Origin of the sequence: Pedobacter sp. AK013 (assembly GCF_014205835.1) — a bacterium.
In the GTDB taxonomy this organism is placed as follows: Bacteria; Bacteroidota; Bacteroidia; order Sphingobacteriales; family Sphingobacteriaceae; genus Pedobacter.
This window is the reverse complement of sequence record NZ_JACHCQ010000046.1, coordinates 1-14,950: the sequence shown is the minus strand read 5'-3', so window position 1 is coordinate 14,950 and position 14,950 is coordinate 1. Positions and strand designations below refer to the sequence as shown.

At 36.2% G+C, this 14,950-nt stretch carries 15 protein-coding genes and 1 tRNA gene; 13 read left to right on the top strand and 3 right to left on the bottom strand.

The window, feature by feature from the left end; all coding sequences use genetic code 11:
• Nucleotides 1-62: 62 nt before the first annotated feature.
• The 12 genes from HDC90_RS22695 to HDC90_RS22640 all read left to right on the top strand — a co-directional run bounded on the left by HDC90_RS22695 (nt 63) and on the right by HDC90_RS22640 (nt 11,124).
• Complete coding sequence (locus HDC90_RS22695) at nt 63-731, top strand: hypothetical protein (protein ID WP_184470530.1); 669 nt, start codon at nt 63-65, stop codon at nt 729-731.
• Between the two features lie 17 nt (nt 732-748).
• Complete coding sequence (locus HDC90_RS22690; RefSeq protein WP_184470529.1) at nt 749-1,318, top strand: DUF4199 domain-containing protein; 570 nt, start codon at nt 749-751, stop codon at nt 1,316-1,318.
• A gap of 172 nt (nt 1,319-1,490) precedes the next feature.
• Nucleotides 1,491-2,441, top strand: a complete 951-nt coding sequence (locus tag HDC90_RS22685) for a glycosyltransferase family 2 protein (RefSeq protein ID WP_184470527.1) — start codon at nt 1,491-1,493, stop codon at nt 2,439-2,441.
• Nucleotides 2,442-2,509: 68 nt separating this feature from the next.
• Nucleotides 2,510-3,478, top strand: coding sequence for a glycosyltransferase family 2 protein (locus tag HDC90_RS22680; protein ID WP_184470524.1), 969 nt, complete (start codon nt 2,510-2,512; stop codon nt 3,476-3,478).
• Nucleotides 3,475-4,263, top strand: a complete 789-nt coding sequence (locus tag HDC90_RS22675; protein ID WP_184470522.1) for a hypothetical protein — start codon at nt 3,475-3,477, stop codon at nt 4,261-4,263. The genes HDC90_RS22680 and HDC90_RS22675 overlap by 4 nt, the downstream gene beginning before the upstream one ends.
• Before the next feature lie 52 nt (nt 4,264-4,315).
• Nucleotides 4,316-5,815, top strand: a complete 1,500-nt coding sequence (locus HDC90_RS22670; RefSeq protein WP_184470520.1) for a GH3 auxin-responsive promoter family protein — start codon at nt 4,316-4,318, stop codon at nt 5,813-5,815.
• 196 nt (nt 5,816-6,011) lie between these two features.
• Nucleotides 6,012-7,172 (top strand): 1-deoxy-D-xylulose-5-phosphate reductoisomerase, encoded by a 1,161-nt coding sequence (locus HDC90_RS22665; protein ID WP_184470518.1) that lies wholly within the window; start codon nt 6,012-6,014, stop codon nt 7,170-7,172.
• Nucleotides 7,173-7,201: 29 nt separating this feature from the next.
• Entirely contained in the window at nt 7,202-8,599 is a 1,398-nt protein-coding gene (rseP, locus tag HDC90_RS22660; RefSeq protein ID WP_184470516.1) for an RIP metalloprotease RseP, read from the top strand.
• Between the two features lie 83 nt (nt 8,600-8,682).
• Nucleotides 8,683-9,219: a Fe-S protein assembly co-chaperone HscB gene (hscB, locus tag HDC90_RS22655; RefSeq protein ID WP_184470514.1), complete on the top strand. Its 537-nt coding sequence runs from the start codon at nt 8,683-8,685 to the stop codon at nt 9,217-9,219.
• A gap of 230 nt (nt 9,220-9,449) precedes the next feature.
• Entirely contained in the window at nt 9,450-9,746 is a 297-nt protein-coding gene (locus tag HDC90_RS22650) for a DUF3817 domain-containing protein (RefSeq protein WP_184470512.1), read from the top strand.
• A 27-nt stretch (nt 9,747-9,773) separates the two neighbouring features.
• Nucleotides 9,774-10,946: an aminotransferase class V-fold PLP-dependent enzyme gene (locus tag HDC90_RS22645; protein WP_184470510.1), complete on the top strand. Its 1,173-nt coding sequence runs from the start codon at nt 9,774-9,776 to the stop codon at nt 10,944-10,946.
• Between the two features lie 95 nt (nt 10,947-11,041).
• Nucleotides 11,042-11,124: transfer RNA gene (locus tag HDC90_RS22640), tRNA-Leu, on the top strand.
• Here the strand turns inward: HDC90_RS22640 and HDC90_RS25800 are convergent.
• Together HDC90_RS25800 and HDC90_RS22630 are read right to left on the bottom strand one after the other, a co-directional pair.
• Nucleotides 11,075-12,748: a recombinase family protein gene (locus tag HDC90_RS25800; RefSeq protein WP_370576665.1), complete on the bottom strand. Its 1,674-nt coding sequence runs from the start codon at nt 12,746-12,748 to the stop codon at nt 11,075-11,077. The two genes, HDC90_RS22640 and HDC90_RS25800, sit on opposite strands and share 50 nt — an antisense overlap.
• The gene (locus HDC90_RS22630) at nt 12,745-12,921 is read right to left on the bottom strand and encodes a hypothetical protein (protein ID WP_184470508.1); all 177 of its coding nucleotides are present in this window, start codon (nt 12,919-12,921) and stop codon (nt 12,745-12,747) included. Before HDC90_RS22630 ends, HDC90_RS25800 begins: the two co-directional genes overlap by 4 nt.
• A 182-nt stretch (nt 12,922-13,103) precedes the next feature.
• Between HDC90_RS22630 and HDC90_RS22625 the strand changes: the two genes are divergently transcribed.
• Nucleotides 13,104-14,033 (top strand): hypothetical protein, encoded by a 930-nt coding sequence (locus HDC90_RS22625; RefSeq protein WP_184470506.1) that lies wholly within the window; start codon nt 13,104-13,106, stop codon nt 14,031-14,033.
• A 125-nt stretch (nt 14,034-14,158) separates the two neighbouring features.
• Here the strand turns inward: HDC90_RS22625 and HDC90_RS22620 are convergent, their stop codons facing one another.
• A complete protein-coding gene (locus tag HDC90_RS22620; RefSeq protein WP_184470504.1) occupies nt 14,159-14,734 on the bottom strand; it encodes a hypothetical protein in 576 nt (191 codons plus the stop codon).
• Nucleotides 14,735-14,950 lie beyond the last annotated feature (216 nt).

Genomic DNA, 14,950 nt, shown 5'->3' with positions numbered 1-14,950 from the left:
TGAAATGAATTCAGCATGACGATCGATGTAATGATCTTTTAATCCTAAAAAATATTGATCCTATGGATAACAGAGTAAAAAAAGCACTAAGTGCAGCCATTAACAAGTATGCAGAGGTTTCGGCTATTAATGTAGAGGGGTTTGAAACAGAATTATTGGCCGCTTTTGAGCTTGATATTAACTTTTTAGATAAGGCTACCGCTTTTGATGCGGTTTTCGATTCTCATCCTAAATTTGAAGAATTACGTGAAGTATTTTTTGATTTATTGATGGTGAATTTCTTTAGCAACGATGTACAGAAATTAGAAGATGATTATCTGGAAAGCGATGAGTGGGCAAATATCGAAGAAGAAACTATTGATCGGGGAACCGAACTCTTAAATCTTTTGCTTTACATTAAAGAGTGTAAGGACGAAGATTTAGATCCAGAATTGGGTGATTTCCTAAAAGAATTTTTGTTGGTAGAAGACGATGAGTTTCAGGATGAATTTGAAATTTACGAAGAATTGATTAGTAACCAGCAGCTTGCAGAAAGCAGTGTAGAGGAAATTTGCAAAACAGCAGCGAAGTTAAACATTAGTGAAGAAATGCAGGAACTGTTTGTGCCGTTTATGGTTTTTTTCCTGGATGTAGAAGGTAGTAAAGAAACCGAAAAAGAATTAATTCAGTATAGCAGTAACAAAGCTTTCGATGCTGCATCTTATATATTGATCACAACAATCAATAACTAACTAAAATTTAAAAAAAAATGGACAAGAGTGCTCTTATTTCCAAATTGGCTTTAAAAAATGGATTAATGCTGGCTGCAGTTTCAATCATTTTATCATTAACGCTACATTTTATTGATCCTGTATTAATTTACACCAGCTTTGTGGCGCAGATAGGGATATTTGTTTTGTTTATTGCTTTATTGGTAGTGGTAGGGATTAACATTCGTAAAGAAATTGGTGGTTTTTGGACATTTGGAGAAGCTTTTAAAGCTTTTTTAATTGTTTCATTAATCTTGGCACTAACTGCTACACTTTACAACGTTGTACTGATGAAAATTATCGATCCTGATCTTCCGGCCAAGGCTGCAGCTGCTATCGAAACAGCACAAAGGGCGATGATGGAGAAATTTGGCATGGCTAGTGAGCAAATTGATGAAGCTATGGCTAAAGCAGGTAATATGCAGGAAAAACTTGAGCCAACTTTTAAAAATATATTTACCAGTTTTGGCGTTTCACTTGCATTATATGGAGTGCTTTCGCTAATATTGGCTGCTATTTTAAAAAGAAAAGAACCAGTTACATTTAACTCGTTTCCTAAAGAAGACTAATTTCTTTTATAAAATTTTGAACGTGCAGGTTTTGTCATTTAATTTGATGAAATTTGCACGTTTTTAATAATGCGTTATTGCGAATGAAGCGTGGGAAATGCGTAGGAATGTGGTAATCTTTCAAAATAGATTGCTTCGTCGTTCCTTCTCGCAATGACGATAATACTCAAAAATGGATATATCAGTTGTAGTACCCTTATTTAATGAAGATGAATCTTTGCCCGAATTAACGGCGTGGATTGATAAAGTGATGATTGCCAATAATTTCAGCTACGAGGTTATTTTGGTTGATGATGGTAGCACCGATAGGTCCTGGGAGGTAATTGAAGAATTAAGATCTCAAAACCCCGCCATAAAAGGGATCAAGTTCAGAAGGAATTACGGAAAATCTGCAGCCCTGAACGTTGGTTTCGAAGCCACGCAGGGCCATGTAGTGATTACAATGGATGCCGATTTACAGGATAGTCCGGATGAAATTCCTGAATTGTACCGACGCATTAAGGAAGAAAAGCTTGATATTATTTCGGGCTGGAAGAAGAAACGTTACGATCCCATTACCAAAACGATACCTACTAAACTCTTTAATGCAGCCACCCGCAAAATGAGTGGTATAGCGCTGAACGATTTTAACTGTGGCTTAAAAGCTTACCGTAGCGATGTGATTAAAACCATCGAAGTTTACGGCGAGATGCACCGCTATATACCGGTAATTGCCAAATGGGCCGGATTTAGTAAAATAGCCGAGCAGGTGGTAGAACACCGTGCACGTAAATATGGCACCACAAAATTTGGTTTCAGCAGATTTATAAACGGCTTTTTAGATTTACTCTCTATTTTTTTCGTGGGTAAATTCGGTAAGCGCCCCATGCATTTTTTTGGTTCATTAGGTGTATTGAGTTTCTTTTTAGGAATTATTATGTCGCTTTATGTACTTATAGAAAAACAAATCTTAATCTGGAAGGGGTTAGCCTACCGGGACGTAACCGATCAGCCTTTATTTTATTTATCGCTGGTGGCTATTATTGTTGGTTCGCAGATGTTTCTGGCAGGTTTTATTGCCGAACTTTTATCGCGTAATGCACCAGAAAGAAATCAATATCTAATCGAAAAAGAACTTAAATAAGCTGAAAGACTAAAGCTTAAAGCATAAAGCGCTTTGGTCTTTAGTCTTTCGGCTTTCAGCTTCAAGACATGTTTTTCTCCATCATTATTCCACTTTATAATCGTCCTCAAGAAATTGACGAACTTTTAAATACCTTGACCAAACAGACTTATTTACAGTTTGAGGTTTTGGTTATTGAAGATGGTTCGAAAAACGATGCAAAGGAAATTGTAGCTTCTTATACGGATAAACTTGATATTAAATATTACTTCAAGGAAAACGCTGGACAGGGTTTTGCCCGTAATTTTGGTTTTGAAAGGGCTAAAGGAGATTATTTTATCATTTTTGATTCAGATATTCTCGTTCCGGCCGATTATCTTGAAATTGTTAAAAACTACCTATATGAACATCATTTAGATGCTTATGGAGGTCCAGATGCGGCGCACGATAGTTTTACGCCGGTACAAAAAGCAATCAGCTATGCCATGACTTCGCCTTTTACTACTGGTGGGATCCGCGGAAACAAACAACATGTTGGGCAATTTCACCCGCGCAGTTTTAATATGGGTGTTTCGCGTCAGGCCTGGGAGAAAGTGGGTGGCTTTATCTTAACCCGGTTGGGAGAGGATATAGAATACAGTATCCGTATTCACGAAAATGGTTTTAAGATTGGGTTAATTCCAGCGGCTAAGGTTTACCATAAGCGCCGCACAAGTTTCAGCCAGTTTTACAAACAGTTGCACTTTTTTGGAAGGGCCAGGATCAATATTTACAAACATTTCCCAAAAGAATTAAAACTTGTACACTTTTTTCCTGCCTTGTTCACATTGGGTTTTGGCTTTACTATTTTATGTAACTTTATATATCCTCCATTGGCATATGTTTGTAACTTCTTCTTATTGATTTACTTTATGTTGATATTTTTTCATTCATGGTCTGTAAATAAATCGTTAAAAGTTGCATTTTTGAGCATTATATCTTCATTTATCCAATTAACTGCCTATGGTTTGGGATTTATACAGGATTTATTTAAACGTGTGGTATTCAAACAACAATGATAAATTATCTAAAAGAAAGTACGTTCGCCGTTAACGATGTAATGCAAAAAGCATGGGGCATTACCAAAAAACACTATTTCTCTATTGCTACATTATGTTTTTTAATGTTTATCACCGCTAGTGCATCAAGCTTAATGGCTTTTTTTATTAAAGATGTGAGCAAAGCTTTAAGCGTTATCATGGTGATTATTTTCGTTTTACTTTATTTTACCATTAATCTTTCATTGTTTAAATATATTTTCCATTTAATGGACGATGAAGAAAGTGATGTGAAAATTGTTGATACGCTTCCAACCAGACAACAGATTATTAGGTTCCTGGTAGCTACCCTTTATTTTGTAGGCTGTATCCTTGGTGTTTATTTAGTCGTAATCCTGGTTGCTTTTCCTTTTATATATACCGGAATTAATGTCAAAATTGTAAAAAATGTAGCCATCTCTGTGGGTATTATTGCCATTTTTATTACTTGGTTAAGGATCTCCTTTTTTCCATTTTTTATTATTGATAAAGGCGCAACACCATTCGATTCGATCAAATTGAGTTTGGCCACTACTAAAGGAAATTTTACTAAGATTTTGTTGCTATTGGTTGTTTTAGGAGGAGGATATTTAATTTATCTGCTTTTAAACTACCTGCAATGGCCGTTAATTGCTTTCATTGTAAATATTTTAAGTTCATTTATCATTGTTCCGCTTTCCAGTGTAGCTTTAACAGTTGCATACCGCAAAATTTCGAGCGAATATAAAGGCGACGAGCATCCTGATATTTTACATAATATTGTTTAAGCCCGATATTCGCCATTAATTACTCTATTATTCCAAAATTCAAGCATTAAACATGGGATTAAAAGCAGCATTAAGTAAACCCTTTGCGGCATTTGCAGTTTGGCAGATTAACAAATGGAAACAAAATGCCGTAAATGCTCAGCATAATATCTTAAAAAAGCTGATTGAAGAGGCTAAAAATACTGCATTCGGAAAAGATCATCATTTCGCTGAGATTAAAACTTATGCTGATTTTAAAAAACATGTTCCGGTTCAGGATTACGAAGGATTAAAGCCTTATATAGATCGTGTTGTAACGGGTGAATCTGACGTACTTTGGAAAGGTAAACCACTTTATTTTGCCAAAACATCAGGCACCACTTCAGGCGTAAAATATATTCCACTTTCTAAAGAATCGATGCCCGAGCACATAAAAGCTGCACGGAATGCCATTTTAACATATATTAATGAAACAGGTAAGGCCGGTTTTGTAAACGGAAAGATGATTTTTCTGCAAGGGAGCCCGGTGCTGAGTGTAAAGCACGGTATTAATATAGGGCGTTTATCGGGCATTGTGGCCCACCATGTTCCTGCGTACCTGCAAAAGAACCGATTGCCTTCTTATGAAACCAATATTATTGAAGATTGGGAACAAAAAGTTGACGCCATAGTTGAGGAAACCATCAATGAAAATATGACCTTGATTTCTGGTATTCCACCTTGGGTGCAGATGTATTTCGATAAACTTTCAGAGAAATCAGGCGGAAAGAAAATCGCTGAAATATTTAAAAATTTTAGCCTGTTTATTTACGGTGGTGTAAATTTTGAACCTTATCGGGCAAAAATTGAGCAAAGTATTGGTAGAAAAATTGATGCCATTGAAACCTATCCTGCTTCCGAAGGATTTATTGCTTACCAGGATTCGCAAAAAGATAAAGGTTTATTGTTATTGGCTGATGCAGGTATTTTCTACGAATTTGTTCCGGCTGATGAATATTATAACGATAAGCCAACGAGGTTATCGCTAGGTGAGATTGAACTAGATACCAACTATGCGTTGATTTTAAATACCAATGCTGGTTTATGGGGGTACAGTATTGGCGATACCGTTAAGTTTGTTTCGAAAAACCCTTATAAAATCGTGGTAACGGGACGAATAAAACATTTCATTTCTGCCTTCGGCGAACACGTAATAGGAGAAGAGGTAGAACAGGCAATTTTGAGTGTGGCCAATGAAGAACAGGTAGAAATTACAGAATTTACAGTAGCACCTCAGGTTAATCCGGAAGCTGGTCAATTGCCTTACCACGAGTGGTTTGTAGAATTTTCGTCTGCCCCTAAAGATATGGCTGCTTTTAGCAAAAAGGTTGATGAGGCTTTGCAAAAGAAAAATATTTATTACTTTGACCTGATTGAAGGAAACATCCTTCAGCCATTGATTATACGTACTTTGCAAAAAGATGCTTTTGTAAATTACATGAAAAGTGAAGGGAAACTGGGCGGACAGAACAAAGTGCCACGTTTAAGCAATGATAGGAAGTTTGCAGAGGGGTTGGAGAAGTATATTGTTTAACCACGAGTCGTCATTTCGAGCGTAGTGCAACGCAGTCGAGAAATCCGTTTAGATAGATATCTCCGTTTCGCTGTGCTCCAGTAGAGATGACGATTGACTCAACAGATGCTTTCAGAATGACAAAAAGGGGTAAACAATAAAAAATGATTAAATAGATGCTTAATTAACTTTGAGCATTAACGATATTAAAAACGATTTGAAAAGAATAACCATATTAGGTTCTACAGGAAGTATAGGTACACAGGCACTAGAGGTTGTCAGGGATCATCCTGGAGTATTCAAAGTGGCTGTACTATCTGCATTAAAGAATTCAGAGTTGCTTATCCGGCAGGCGAGGGAGTTTAAACCTGATGCAGTAGTAATCTGTGATGAACGCAAGTACAGTGAGGTTAAAAATGCTTTGTCGGCTTTTGATATTAAAGTTTTAGCCGGTGAGGCTGCTTTGTCAGAAGTTGCTGCTTATAGCGATAGCGACGTGGTATTAACGGCTTTAATGGGCTCCGTAGGATTAAAACCTACCATTGCTGCCATAAAAGCAGGGAAAAATATTGCTTTAGCCAACAAAGAAACTTTGGTGGTTGCAGGCGAATTGATTACACAACTGGCAACTGAACACCAGGTTAAAATTTTACCAGTTGATTCAGAGCATTCGGCCATATTTCAATGTTTGGTTGGTGAGGAGCAAAATGAGATTGAGAAAATTTATTTAACAGCATCCGGCGGACCATTCTTAGGTAAAACAAAAGATTTCTTATCAACCGTAAAAAAAGAGCAGGCTTTAAAACACCCCAATTGGGTAATGGGCGCAAAAATCACGATAGATTCTGCATCTCTGATGAATAAAGGTTTAGAGGTAATTGAGGCGAAGTGGTTGTTTAACCTCGATGTAGATCAGATTGATGTTATTGTTCATCCTCAATCTATCATCCATTCAATTGTTCAGTTTACCGATGGATCTATGAAGGCGCAGATGGGCGTTCCTGATATGAAATTGCCTATTCAGTACGCTTTAAATTATCCCGATAGGCTAAAAAACAATTTTAAGCGTTTTAACTTCTTAGATTATCCAAGCTTTAGCTTTGAAAAGGCAGATCTAGGAACGTTCAGGAATTTAGACCTGGCATTCACCTCCTTACGAAAAGGGGGGAATATGCCTTGTATTTTAAATGCCGCAAATGAAATTGTTGTAGCAGCATTTTTGAAGGATGAAATTGGTTTCCTGCAGATGAGCGAGGTTATTGAACGGTGTATGGAAGAAATCAGTTTTGTTGAAAAACCACAATTGAGCGATTATTTAGAAACTGACAAACATAGCCGTATCTTAGCCGGCGAATTAGTAACAAAAAGTATAGTTTAACATCTAATATAAAAATTTTATAAGCGAATATGAATGGATTGATTATGGCGGGGCAGCTGCTGCTCGGATTGTCTTTATTGGTAATATTACACGAATTAGGGCATTTCTTGGCAGCCAGAGCATTTGGTATTAAAGTAGAAAAGTTTTATTTATTTTTTGACGCATGGGGTTTCAAACTTTTTAGTTTCAAAAAAGGCGATGTTGAATATGGAGTGGGATGGTTGCCGCTCGGTGGTTATGTAAAAATTGCCGGAATGATTGATGAGAGTATGGATACTGAGCAAATGGCTCAGCCTGCACAACCTTGGGAATTCCGTTCTAAACCAGCCTGGCAACGTTTAATCGTAATGCTTGGCGGTATTATCGTAAATGTAATTGTAGGTATTATCATTTTTTGGATGCTTACATTCACATACGGACAAAATTACACCGTTAACGACAAATTAACTGATGGTATTGCTGTAGGAAATATCGGTAAAGAAATCGGGTTGAAGAACGGTGATAGGATTTTAGCAGTAAATGGAAGTAAGTTGATCAAATTCGAAGATGTGATCTCTAGCAAGGTATTATTCGATGGTGCTCAATTAACCATTTTAAGGAATAATAAAACCCTATATATTTCGGTTCCAGATACCATTTTGAATAAAATATCGAAAAACGACAAAGAGAATTTTATTGCGCCCCGTGTTAAGATGGCCAGTATTAAAATGGTAATTGCTCCAGATAAAAACGGGGATAAGCCATCACTTTTTGATCGTATTGCAGGTTTATTTGGTAAAAAATGGGAAAAGCCTGTTTATCCTGCTTATGTTTCTGGAATTAAGCCTGGCGACAGCATTTTAACCGTAAATAATAAAGCAATTACTTTTTACGATGAGTTTGTTAGTGAGGTTTCGGGTAATAAAAATAAGACAATTACCATTTCTGCACTTAGGAATGGTAAGCCGATCACTTTTACGCCAAAAGTTGCAGATAATGGTACAATCGGTGTAGCTGCTAATTCTAAAGAACTTCCAAGCGCGCACGTAGATTTTGGCTTTATACAATCACTTCCAGTTGGGGCAACCATGGCATGGAGCACTTTTGTAGATAATGCAAAAGGCATTGGGAAAATGATAACCGGAAAGTTAAGTGCACGTAATATCAGCAGTCCGATTGGAATTGCCAAGGTATATGGAAGTACTTTTGATTGGGTTAAATTCTGGACTTTAACAGGATTAATTTCGATGGCATTGGCATTTATGAATTTATTGCCTATTCCAGGCCTAGATGGAGGCCACGTAGTGTTTCTTTTAATCGAAATGGTACAACGTAAACCTGTAAGTGAGAAAGTGCTGGAGAAGGCCCAGATTGTGGGTTTTGTAATCCTGATCTGTTTAATGGTGTTTGCTTTTGGTAATGATATCTTAAAATCTTTCGGTAAGTAAAACCAAATTTATATCATTGCCGCAGATGTACAGATTTGACCAGTCGATCTGTACATCTGCGGCTTTTTAATTTAATATACATCATGAGTGTAGCAAGATCAGATATTAATTATTTCGATTTTTACGAGTTACCGATTCAGTTTAATCCAGACCAAAATGCGGTAAAAACTAAGTTTTATGCTTTGAGCAAACAGTTTCACCCCGATTTTTATGCCAATGAAAGCGAAGAGAAGCAGCAAGAAGTGCTCAATCTGTCGACTTTGAACAACAAGGCCTATCAGACATTAAGTAATGCTAAAAAACGCTTAAAATACGTGCTCGAGTTAAAAGGTATCATAGCAGCAGATGAAACTTATCAATTGCCTCAATCTTTTTTGATGGAAATGATGGATGTAAATGAGGCCTTAATGGATTTGGAATTTGAACCAGATGCGGAAAAGAGCGTGCAGATAAAAGAAAATGTCGAAGCGATAGAAAAGGATTTAGCCAGCGAATTATATGATCTGATGAAACAGTTTGATAGCAATCCGGAAGAATCTGATGCATTATTGCCCTTCATTAAAGATAATTTTTATAGACAAAAATATATTGACAGGATTAGGGAACGCTTAACGAAGTAGATGGAATAAGCCAGAAAATAATAGTGTAAAAGAAATAGGTATCCAATTGTGGTTAAAAAACAACTAAATAAAGGAAAGATTCTGAAACAAGTTCAGAATGACGATTGCGTTAATCAGCCTAAACCTTAAGCCTCCGGCTTTTAGCCTTTAAAACACCCGATTGTAAAATCATTTTTTAGTTTTTGTCACGCAAGAGCTTTGTTTTACTTTCGGAGAAAACAATCAGATCAATGAATAGCTCCCTTTCTATTTTTCGTAAAGTAGCCGTAGCAGAAGGAATATCCTATCTGCTTTTATTATTTATAGCCATGCCAATTAAATATCTTCTCCATTATAAAGAGGTAGTTAAATATACCGGATGGGCCCACGGTTTGTTATTTGTATTATATGCCGCTACGCTAATTTTGACTTGGCAAGAGCAAAAATGGAAGTTTGGTAAAACCGTTTTAATTTTTTTGGCTTCATTACTGCCTTTTGCACCTTTTATTGTAGATAGGAAGTTGAAAGATGAAAAAGTATTAAACTAATTGCCAGTTGCACATATTGCTTAACAAATGATTGCCAGAGGTAGGTTAGATATTCGTTTTGCTGAACTTTTTTGGGCGGCAATGTACAGTATTGGCAGTACTTGCGGTTTAAAAAAAGAACGGCCAAATTTCTCTGAAGGGCAATTGCCCTGTCTTTCTGTTCGCACAGGCTTACATCTTGTATTAGAGGCGTTAAATCTTCAGCCTGGTGACGAAATACTGGTTGCGGATGTGAACATTCCGGATATTTTTGCAATTATTGCCAGCTATCATCTAAAAATTGTACCCTTACCCATAGATAAAAATACACTGGGCTTATCCGCGGGACAGATAGAGGCCGCTATCACGACTAAAACAAAGCTGCTGCTAATTACTCATTTATTTGGCGCCATAATGGACACAGAACCATTGCTTGATATAGCGAAATTACATCATCTGATTGTAATAGAAGATTGTGCACAAGCTTATGACGGAGTTTACGAGGGGAATTTTAGATCAGACGTGGCAATGTTCAGTTTTGGACTAATTAAGACAAATACAGCTTTAAGCGGAGCGATACTTTATATTCGAAATGAAGAGCTACTTGCTGCCGTAAAAATATTAAACAACAGGCTACCACTACAGAATGGTGGTCGCTATTTCAAAAAAATACTTACTGCAGCCCTAATTAATATGCTTACCGCAAGATGGCCATTTACCATAGCTTATTGGCTTTGCAAGCAATTAGGTAAAGACTTTGACGCGTTTATTACTGGTTTTACGAGAAGTTTTCCTGGGAGAGATTTAATGAGGAAGATCAAATACAGGCCATGTTATGCTAATTTGTGTATGCTGCGGCGTAAATTAAGTAATTTTAATCGATCTCATATTCATAAAAGAAGGATACTGACAACCCAATTATTAGAGGATGTAGATTCGCGAAATATTATTGGTAATGCAAACTTATGGCACTCACACTGGGTAATTCCAATTTTGGTGGCTAATCCGTCATTGTTAATCGATAAATTAAGGGAAAATGGATTCGATGCCACTTCAAAAGCTTCCAGTTTAGTGAAAATGGGTTTCTCCGATTTCTTGTCTGAATCCTCAAATGAGCTAACACTTCAAAATTTAGTTTATCTGCCAATGGACGTAGAAATGGGTAAAAATAAGGTTAAACAACTGAATCAGTTGTTATTAGGAAATCTGTTAAACGAATGAGGTCTTCGTAAATCGGATCAACAAAAAAAGAAGTAAATAAAATTTGTAGATTAAGTGCTTAATTTATACATTTGCATCCCGCTGAATAAGCAAATGCCCAGCTGGCGGAATTGGTAGACGCGCTGGTCTCAAACACCTGTGGGAAACCGTGCCGGTTCGACTCCGGCGCTGGGTACCAAGCCGGAGTTAGTTCTAATTTTAGTTCTAACTCCGGTTTTTTTATGCCGTAAAGTGTTGTTAATCTGATAGATAAGTAGTGCTGCTAGGTTGACTTTTTCGGTTCGACCTTTATTTTCAAAAATTGTCCATTTTGCTGGAAAGATCGAACCAATGATATAACGTTTTTGCTCAATTGTGCCGTTGCAATACAATTCATACAGCTTTTTTAGTCTTTTTAATGCTTCATCAACAAGTGTTGCATAATCAGTCTTTATTGCTGCTTTGTCTTTTATGTCATTTAGCTCTGCTTCTAATCTTGTTATCTTTTCCTCACATTTCGATTTCATAATTTTATAATCATCTATATGAAGGTCATCAGATAGAAGCATCGCTCTAATCTTTGTTATGATATTGTTTTGATCTGATATTTCACTAATCAATTTCTTACGGCTTACTTCAAAATTTTCCTTGTCATCCATCGTGATGTCACAGATTACTTTTTTATACAGCTCCGCCATTCCAGGTTTAGGAACAAACTTTAACAATTCCCTCTCAAAATCTTTATTTATATCATCGGCCTTAAACCTCGCTTTGCAGGGTGATTTACAGTGGTAATAATAGTAGTATTCAGATCTTCCTTTAGATGGGCTGCCAGTTAATGTTTTGTTACAAAAAGGACAATATAAAAAACCTCTTAGAGGCAAATTCAATGGCGTTTCGGCTTTAACACTTTGAACTTTACTTCTACCGTTAAGTATATCCTGTACTTCCCAAAACAGTTTTTCGCTTATTAAAGGCTGATGTTTTCCATCGGAAAGAAACATATCATTATGTTCATCTGGTGGAACAACTACTTTACCACAATAGACCGGATTACGTATAACTGCCCAAAATGTATTACGCTTACATTTCATACCTCTCTCTCTGGCCAAATTCCAAGTGACATCTGTTGCATAAGTACCTTCAGCCAATGTTTTAAATGCCCATTTAATATGTGAGGCTTCCGGCTCCTGCAATTCAATATATTTGGTTTTATCTTCCCGCATTTTATTTACATATCCAGCTGGTGCTTTTCCCATCCATCTCCCTTCCAATCTACCACGTCTCATCCCTACAACTACATTCAATCCTCGTCGTAAATTTTCAGCCTCAGCCATCGCAATATATACTGCAAGCATTATCCTGCTTTCCGGCACCTTCAAGTCCAGATGCTGGTCAATCGCATTTGGTTCGATGTCCATAGCAGTTAACACATCAATCATATTATATGCATTGGCTGTATTTCTACTAAAACGATCCCATTTAGTGAAAAGAATCATATTACAATTCCTTCCTTTTGTTTTCTTGAGCTCTGCAAGCAGTTTAGACCACGCAGGGCGCTTTTTAAAAGTCTTAGCTGAATAATCCTCATAAATAACCTTGCCTACCTGCAAATCATTTCTTTCGCAATATTCATGAAGCCTTTGATCTTGATCTCTTTGTGAAAATCCACGGTCAGCCTGCTCATCGGTACTAACCCGAATATATAAATATGCTATTTTCCTTTTGTTAATAAGAGCATTGACTGAATGTGCTTTTTGATCAAATCGATGCGTTCTTCGATCCCGATATACCACTGTATTGTTGATATTTTTGGTTTTCATTTTTTCTCTATCCTTTCATTCGTAACTAATTGATTAACAGCTAATATACAAAATTTATACATGAAATCCAAAATCATTTTTGCTTCTTCTTTTGTAACCTTTGTTCCATGTTCAGCAAGAATTTCAATTGCTTGCTCAGGGGTTACATTGCGCTTATCTGATATTCTTTTCATAGAAATTTGATTAGACACAATTATCAATATTGTTATAAATTCTATTTGACAACTACCTAACTAGGTGTTAAAAATTAAGATGCTACGAACTACATTGATAAATAGGCTAGATTGCAATTGAGCAATTACAAAATTTTTGGACTAATCATAGTAACTTTGATTTATGTATAAAAAGGAAGCCTATGTTATTTAAAGATATTTTAGACGCGAAGTACAAAGAACTCAGGCCACAATTTGAGCAGTTATATCAATTAATTCTAACAAAGCAAACACATGATAGTGATTTATTACTTGTTCATTTAAATGCGTTTTATAATCCTGAAGTACATACTTGGGATAACTTGAATGAGAAAATGAGTCCATATATGTTCGGCCCTAACCATGAGGGGCACTCCGAACATACACATCATGACTTTATTGGTCAATATGTGAAGCATAACATGTCCAATAAAGCACTGCCAGATTATCTTAAAAATATCGAATATTCAGAGGAAAGGGGACAAGAAATAGATGTGTTAAATTTTGATGAATCTATATCTATCCAGACTGAAATGCTGATATACCTCAAAATTTGGGAATCGGATACTTTCATTAAGAAATTTTTTCAGCTTGCAAACCTATTGGAAGGAAATGTATATGATTGGCACTATAAACTAATGACCACGAGCCGGGAAAAAGGAGCAACTGGAAGCAGAGATGTTATTATCAGGAATAAAATACGTGATAGATTTAAAAATGTCATTCCCAGATTATACGATGCTTTTAAAAATACTTATAACTTTCAAATCAGGAATTCAATTGCACATTCTCAATATTCCATATTAGGACGCCATATTCAGCTTAACAACTATGTTAAGGAAGACCCATATAGTCAACTCAGGGTACAATCTTTTGAAGATTGGATCGACAGGTTTCATGAAACTTTAGTCCTTTACACCCTCTACCATGAATTTCTGGGTTCTATTAACAATAATTATGGAATAGTTGCATCACAAATGGGAGACGTTGTACCGATAAGAATTTCCAGAAAAGACCCTGTTGAGGAAACAGAGTACAGAGAGATCCACTATAGAGATTTCTTTAAAGATTGGGGCTGGTATCCAGATAAATAGATTACACAATAATACCTTGCCGCCAGCTTACAAAAATAAAATTTAGTTCATATCTTTACAAGAATTAGAAATTGATATGGTTGACCCAAATGATTATCCAGAAATTCCAGTAGATGCTCCGCAACCTACAACAACTGAACTGCCGATAGGTACACGATAAGGATATAGCAAATTAAGCCCAAAATCGCAGTTATACCTGTGTAAAGTAATATATGTCTAAATAGCAATATTCTGGAATCATTTTGTTTTCGGTTATAATCGATCTTGTGCTGATAATTCTTTATTTCGTTAAATTTATATATCAATAATTTTTCGTCGCTACTTCGATCAGTTAACTGAAGAATCTGATCTACAACCAGTTGTTTTGGCTCTCTGCCTATTGCCATAGTATTACGTGGGAGCATAAGCTTCACAACAAAAATAAGTGCCACTATACAAACGATAAGTAAATAGGCCAGCAAAATTGTTTCTGATGAAATCAAAGTTTTATTTTGTTTAACAGAATTTATTAAAAAGCCTACGATGGTAGATGTTACGGGCAAAAAGACTAAAAGCAAAGTTATTGATTTCGATGTGGTTTTATCAGCAACCTCAATAGAGTATTTAAGAGATTTTTCAGCTTGCTCAATTATATAATTTGCAATGTCCTTATCTATTTTGGCCTTATTGTCCGCTGAAATGTTCCAAACTTCATTATCCATAAGTGCTAATATTAGTAAAAAACATTTACAAAAGAACGCAAAAAAGGGTTATAAATTAATCTGCTTTTCCATCTTCTGGCAATTCAGACTTAATGAGTTTTTTATATGAAAATGTCATCGAATTGGGCATTTCGGCAAAAATGGCCAGCCGTTCCGCATTTAAACTGTCACCCCATTTCGCTTTAAAGTGACCACCTGTTTCGGGGCAAACTGGCC

Coding starts and splice junctions, on each gene's coding strand:
- HDC90_RS22695 (WP_184470530.1), top strand. CDS start 63: ATGGATAACAGAGTAAAAAAAGCACTAAGTGCAGCCATTAACAAGTAT.
- HDC90_RS22690 (WP_184470529.1), top strand. CDS start 749: ATGGACAAGAGTGCTCTTATTTCCAAATTGGCTTTAAAAAATGGATTA.
- HDC90_RS22685 (WP_184470527.1), top strand. CDS start 1,491: ATGGATATATCAGTTGTAGTACCCTTATTTAATGAAGATGAATCTTTG.
- HDC90_RS22680 (WP_184470524.1), top strand. CDS start 2,510: ATGTTTTTCTCCATCATTATTCCACTTTATAATCGTCCTCAAGAAATT.
- HDC90_RS22675 (WP_184470522.1), top strand. CDS start 3,475: ATGATAAATTATCTAAAAGAAAGTACGTTCGCCGTTAACGATGTAATG.
- HDC90_RS22670 (WP_184470520.1), top strand. CDS start 4,316: ATGGGATTAAAAGCAGCATTAAGTAAACCCTTTGCGGCATTTGCAGTT.
- rseP (WP_184470516.1), top strand. CDS start 7,202: ATGAATGGATTGATTATGGCGGGGCAGCTGCTGCTCGGATTGTCTTTA.
- hscB (WP_184470514.1), top strand. CDS start 8,683: ATGAGTGTAGCAAGATCAGATATTAATTATTTCGATTTTTACGAGTTA.
- HDC90_RS22650 (WP_184470512.1), top strand. CDS start 9,450: ATGAATAGCTCCCTTTCTATTTTTCGTAAAGTAGCCGTAGCAGAAGGA.
- HDC90_RS22645 (WP_184470510.1), top strand. CDS start 9,774: ATGATTGCCAGAGGTAGGTTAGATATTCGTTTTGCTGAACTTTTTTGG.
- HDC90_RS25800 (WP_370576665.1), bottom strand. CDS start 12,748: ATGAAAACCAAAAATATCAACAATACAGTGGTATATCGGGATCGAAGA.
- HDC90_RS22630 (WP_184470508.1), bottom strand. CDS start 12,921: ATGAAAAGAATATCAGATAAGCGCAATGTAACCCCTGAGCAAGCAATT.
- HDC90_RS22625 (WP_184470506.1), top strand. CDS start 13,104: ATGTTATTTAAAGATATTTTAGACGCGAAGTACAAAGAACTCAGGCCA.
- HDC90_RS22620 (WP_184470504.1), bottom strand. CDS start 14,734: ATGGATAATGAAGTTTGGAACATTTCAGCGGACAATAAGGCCAAAATA.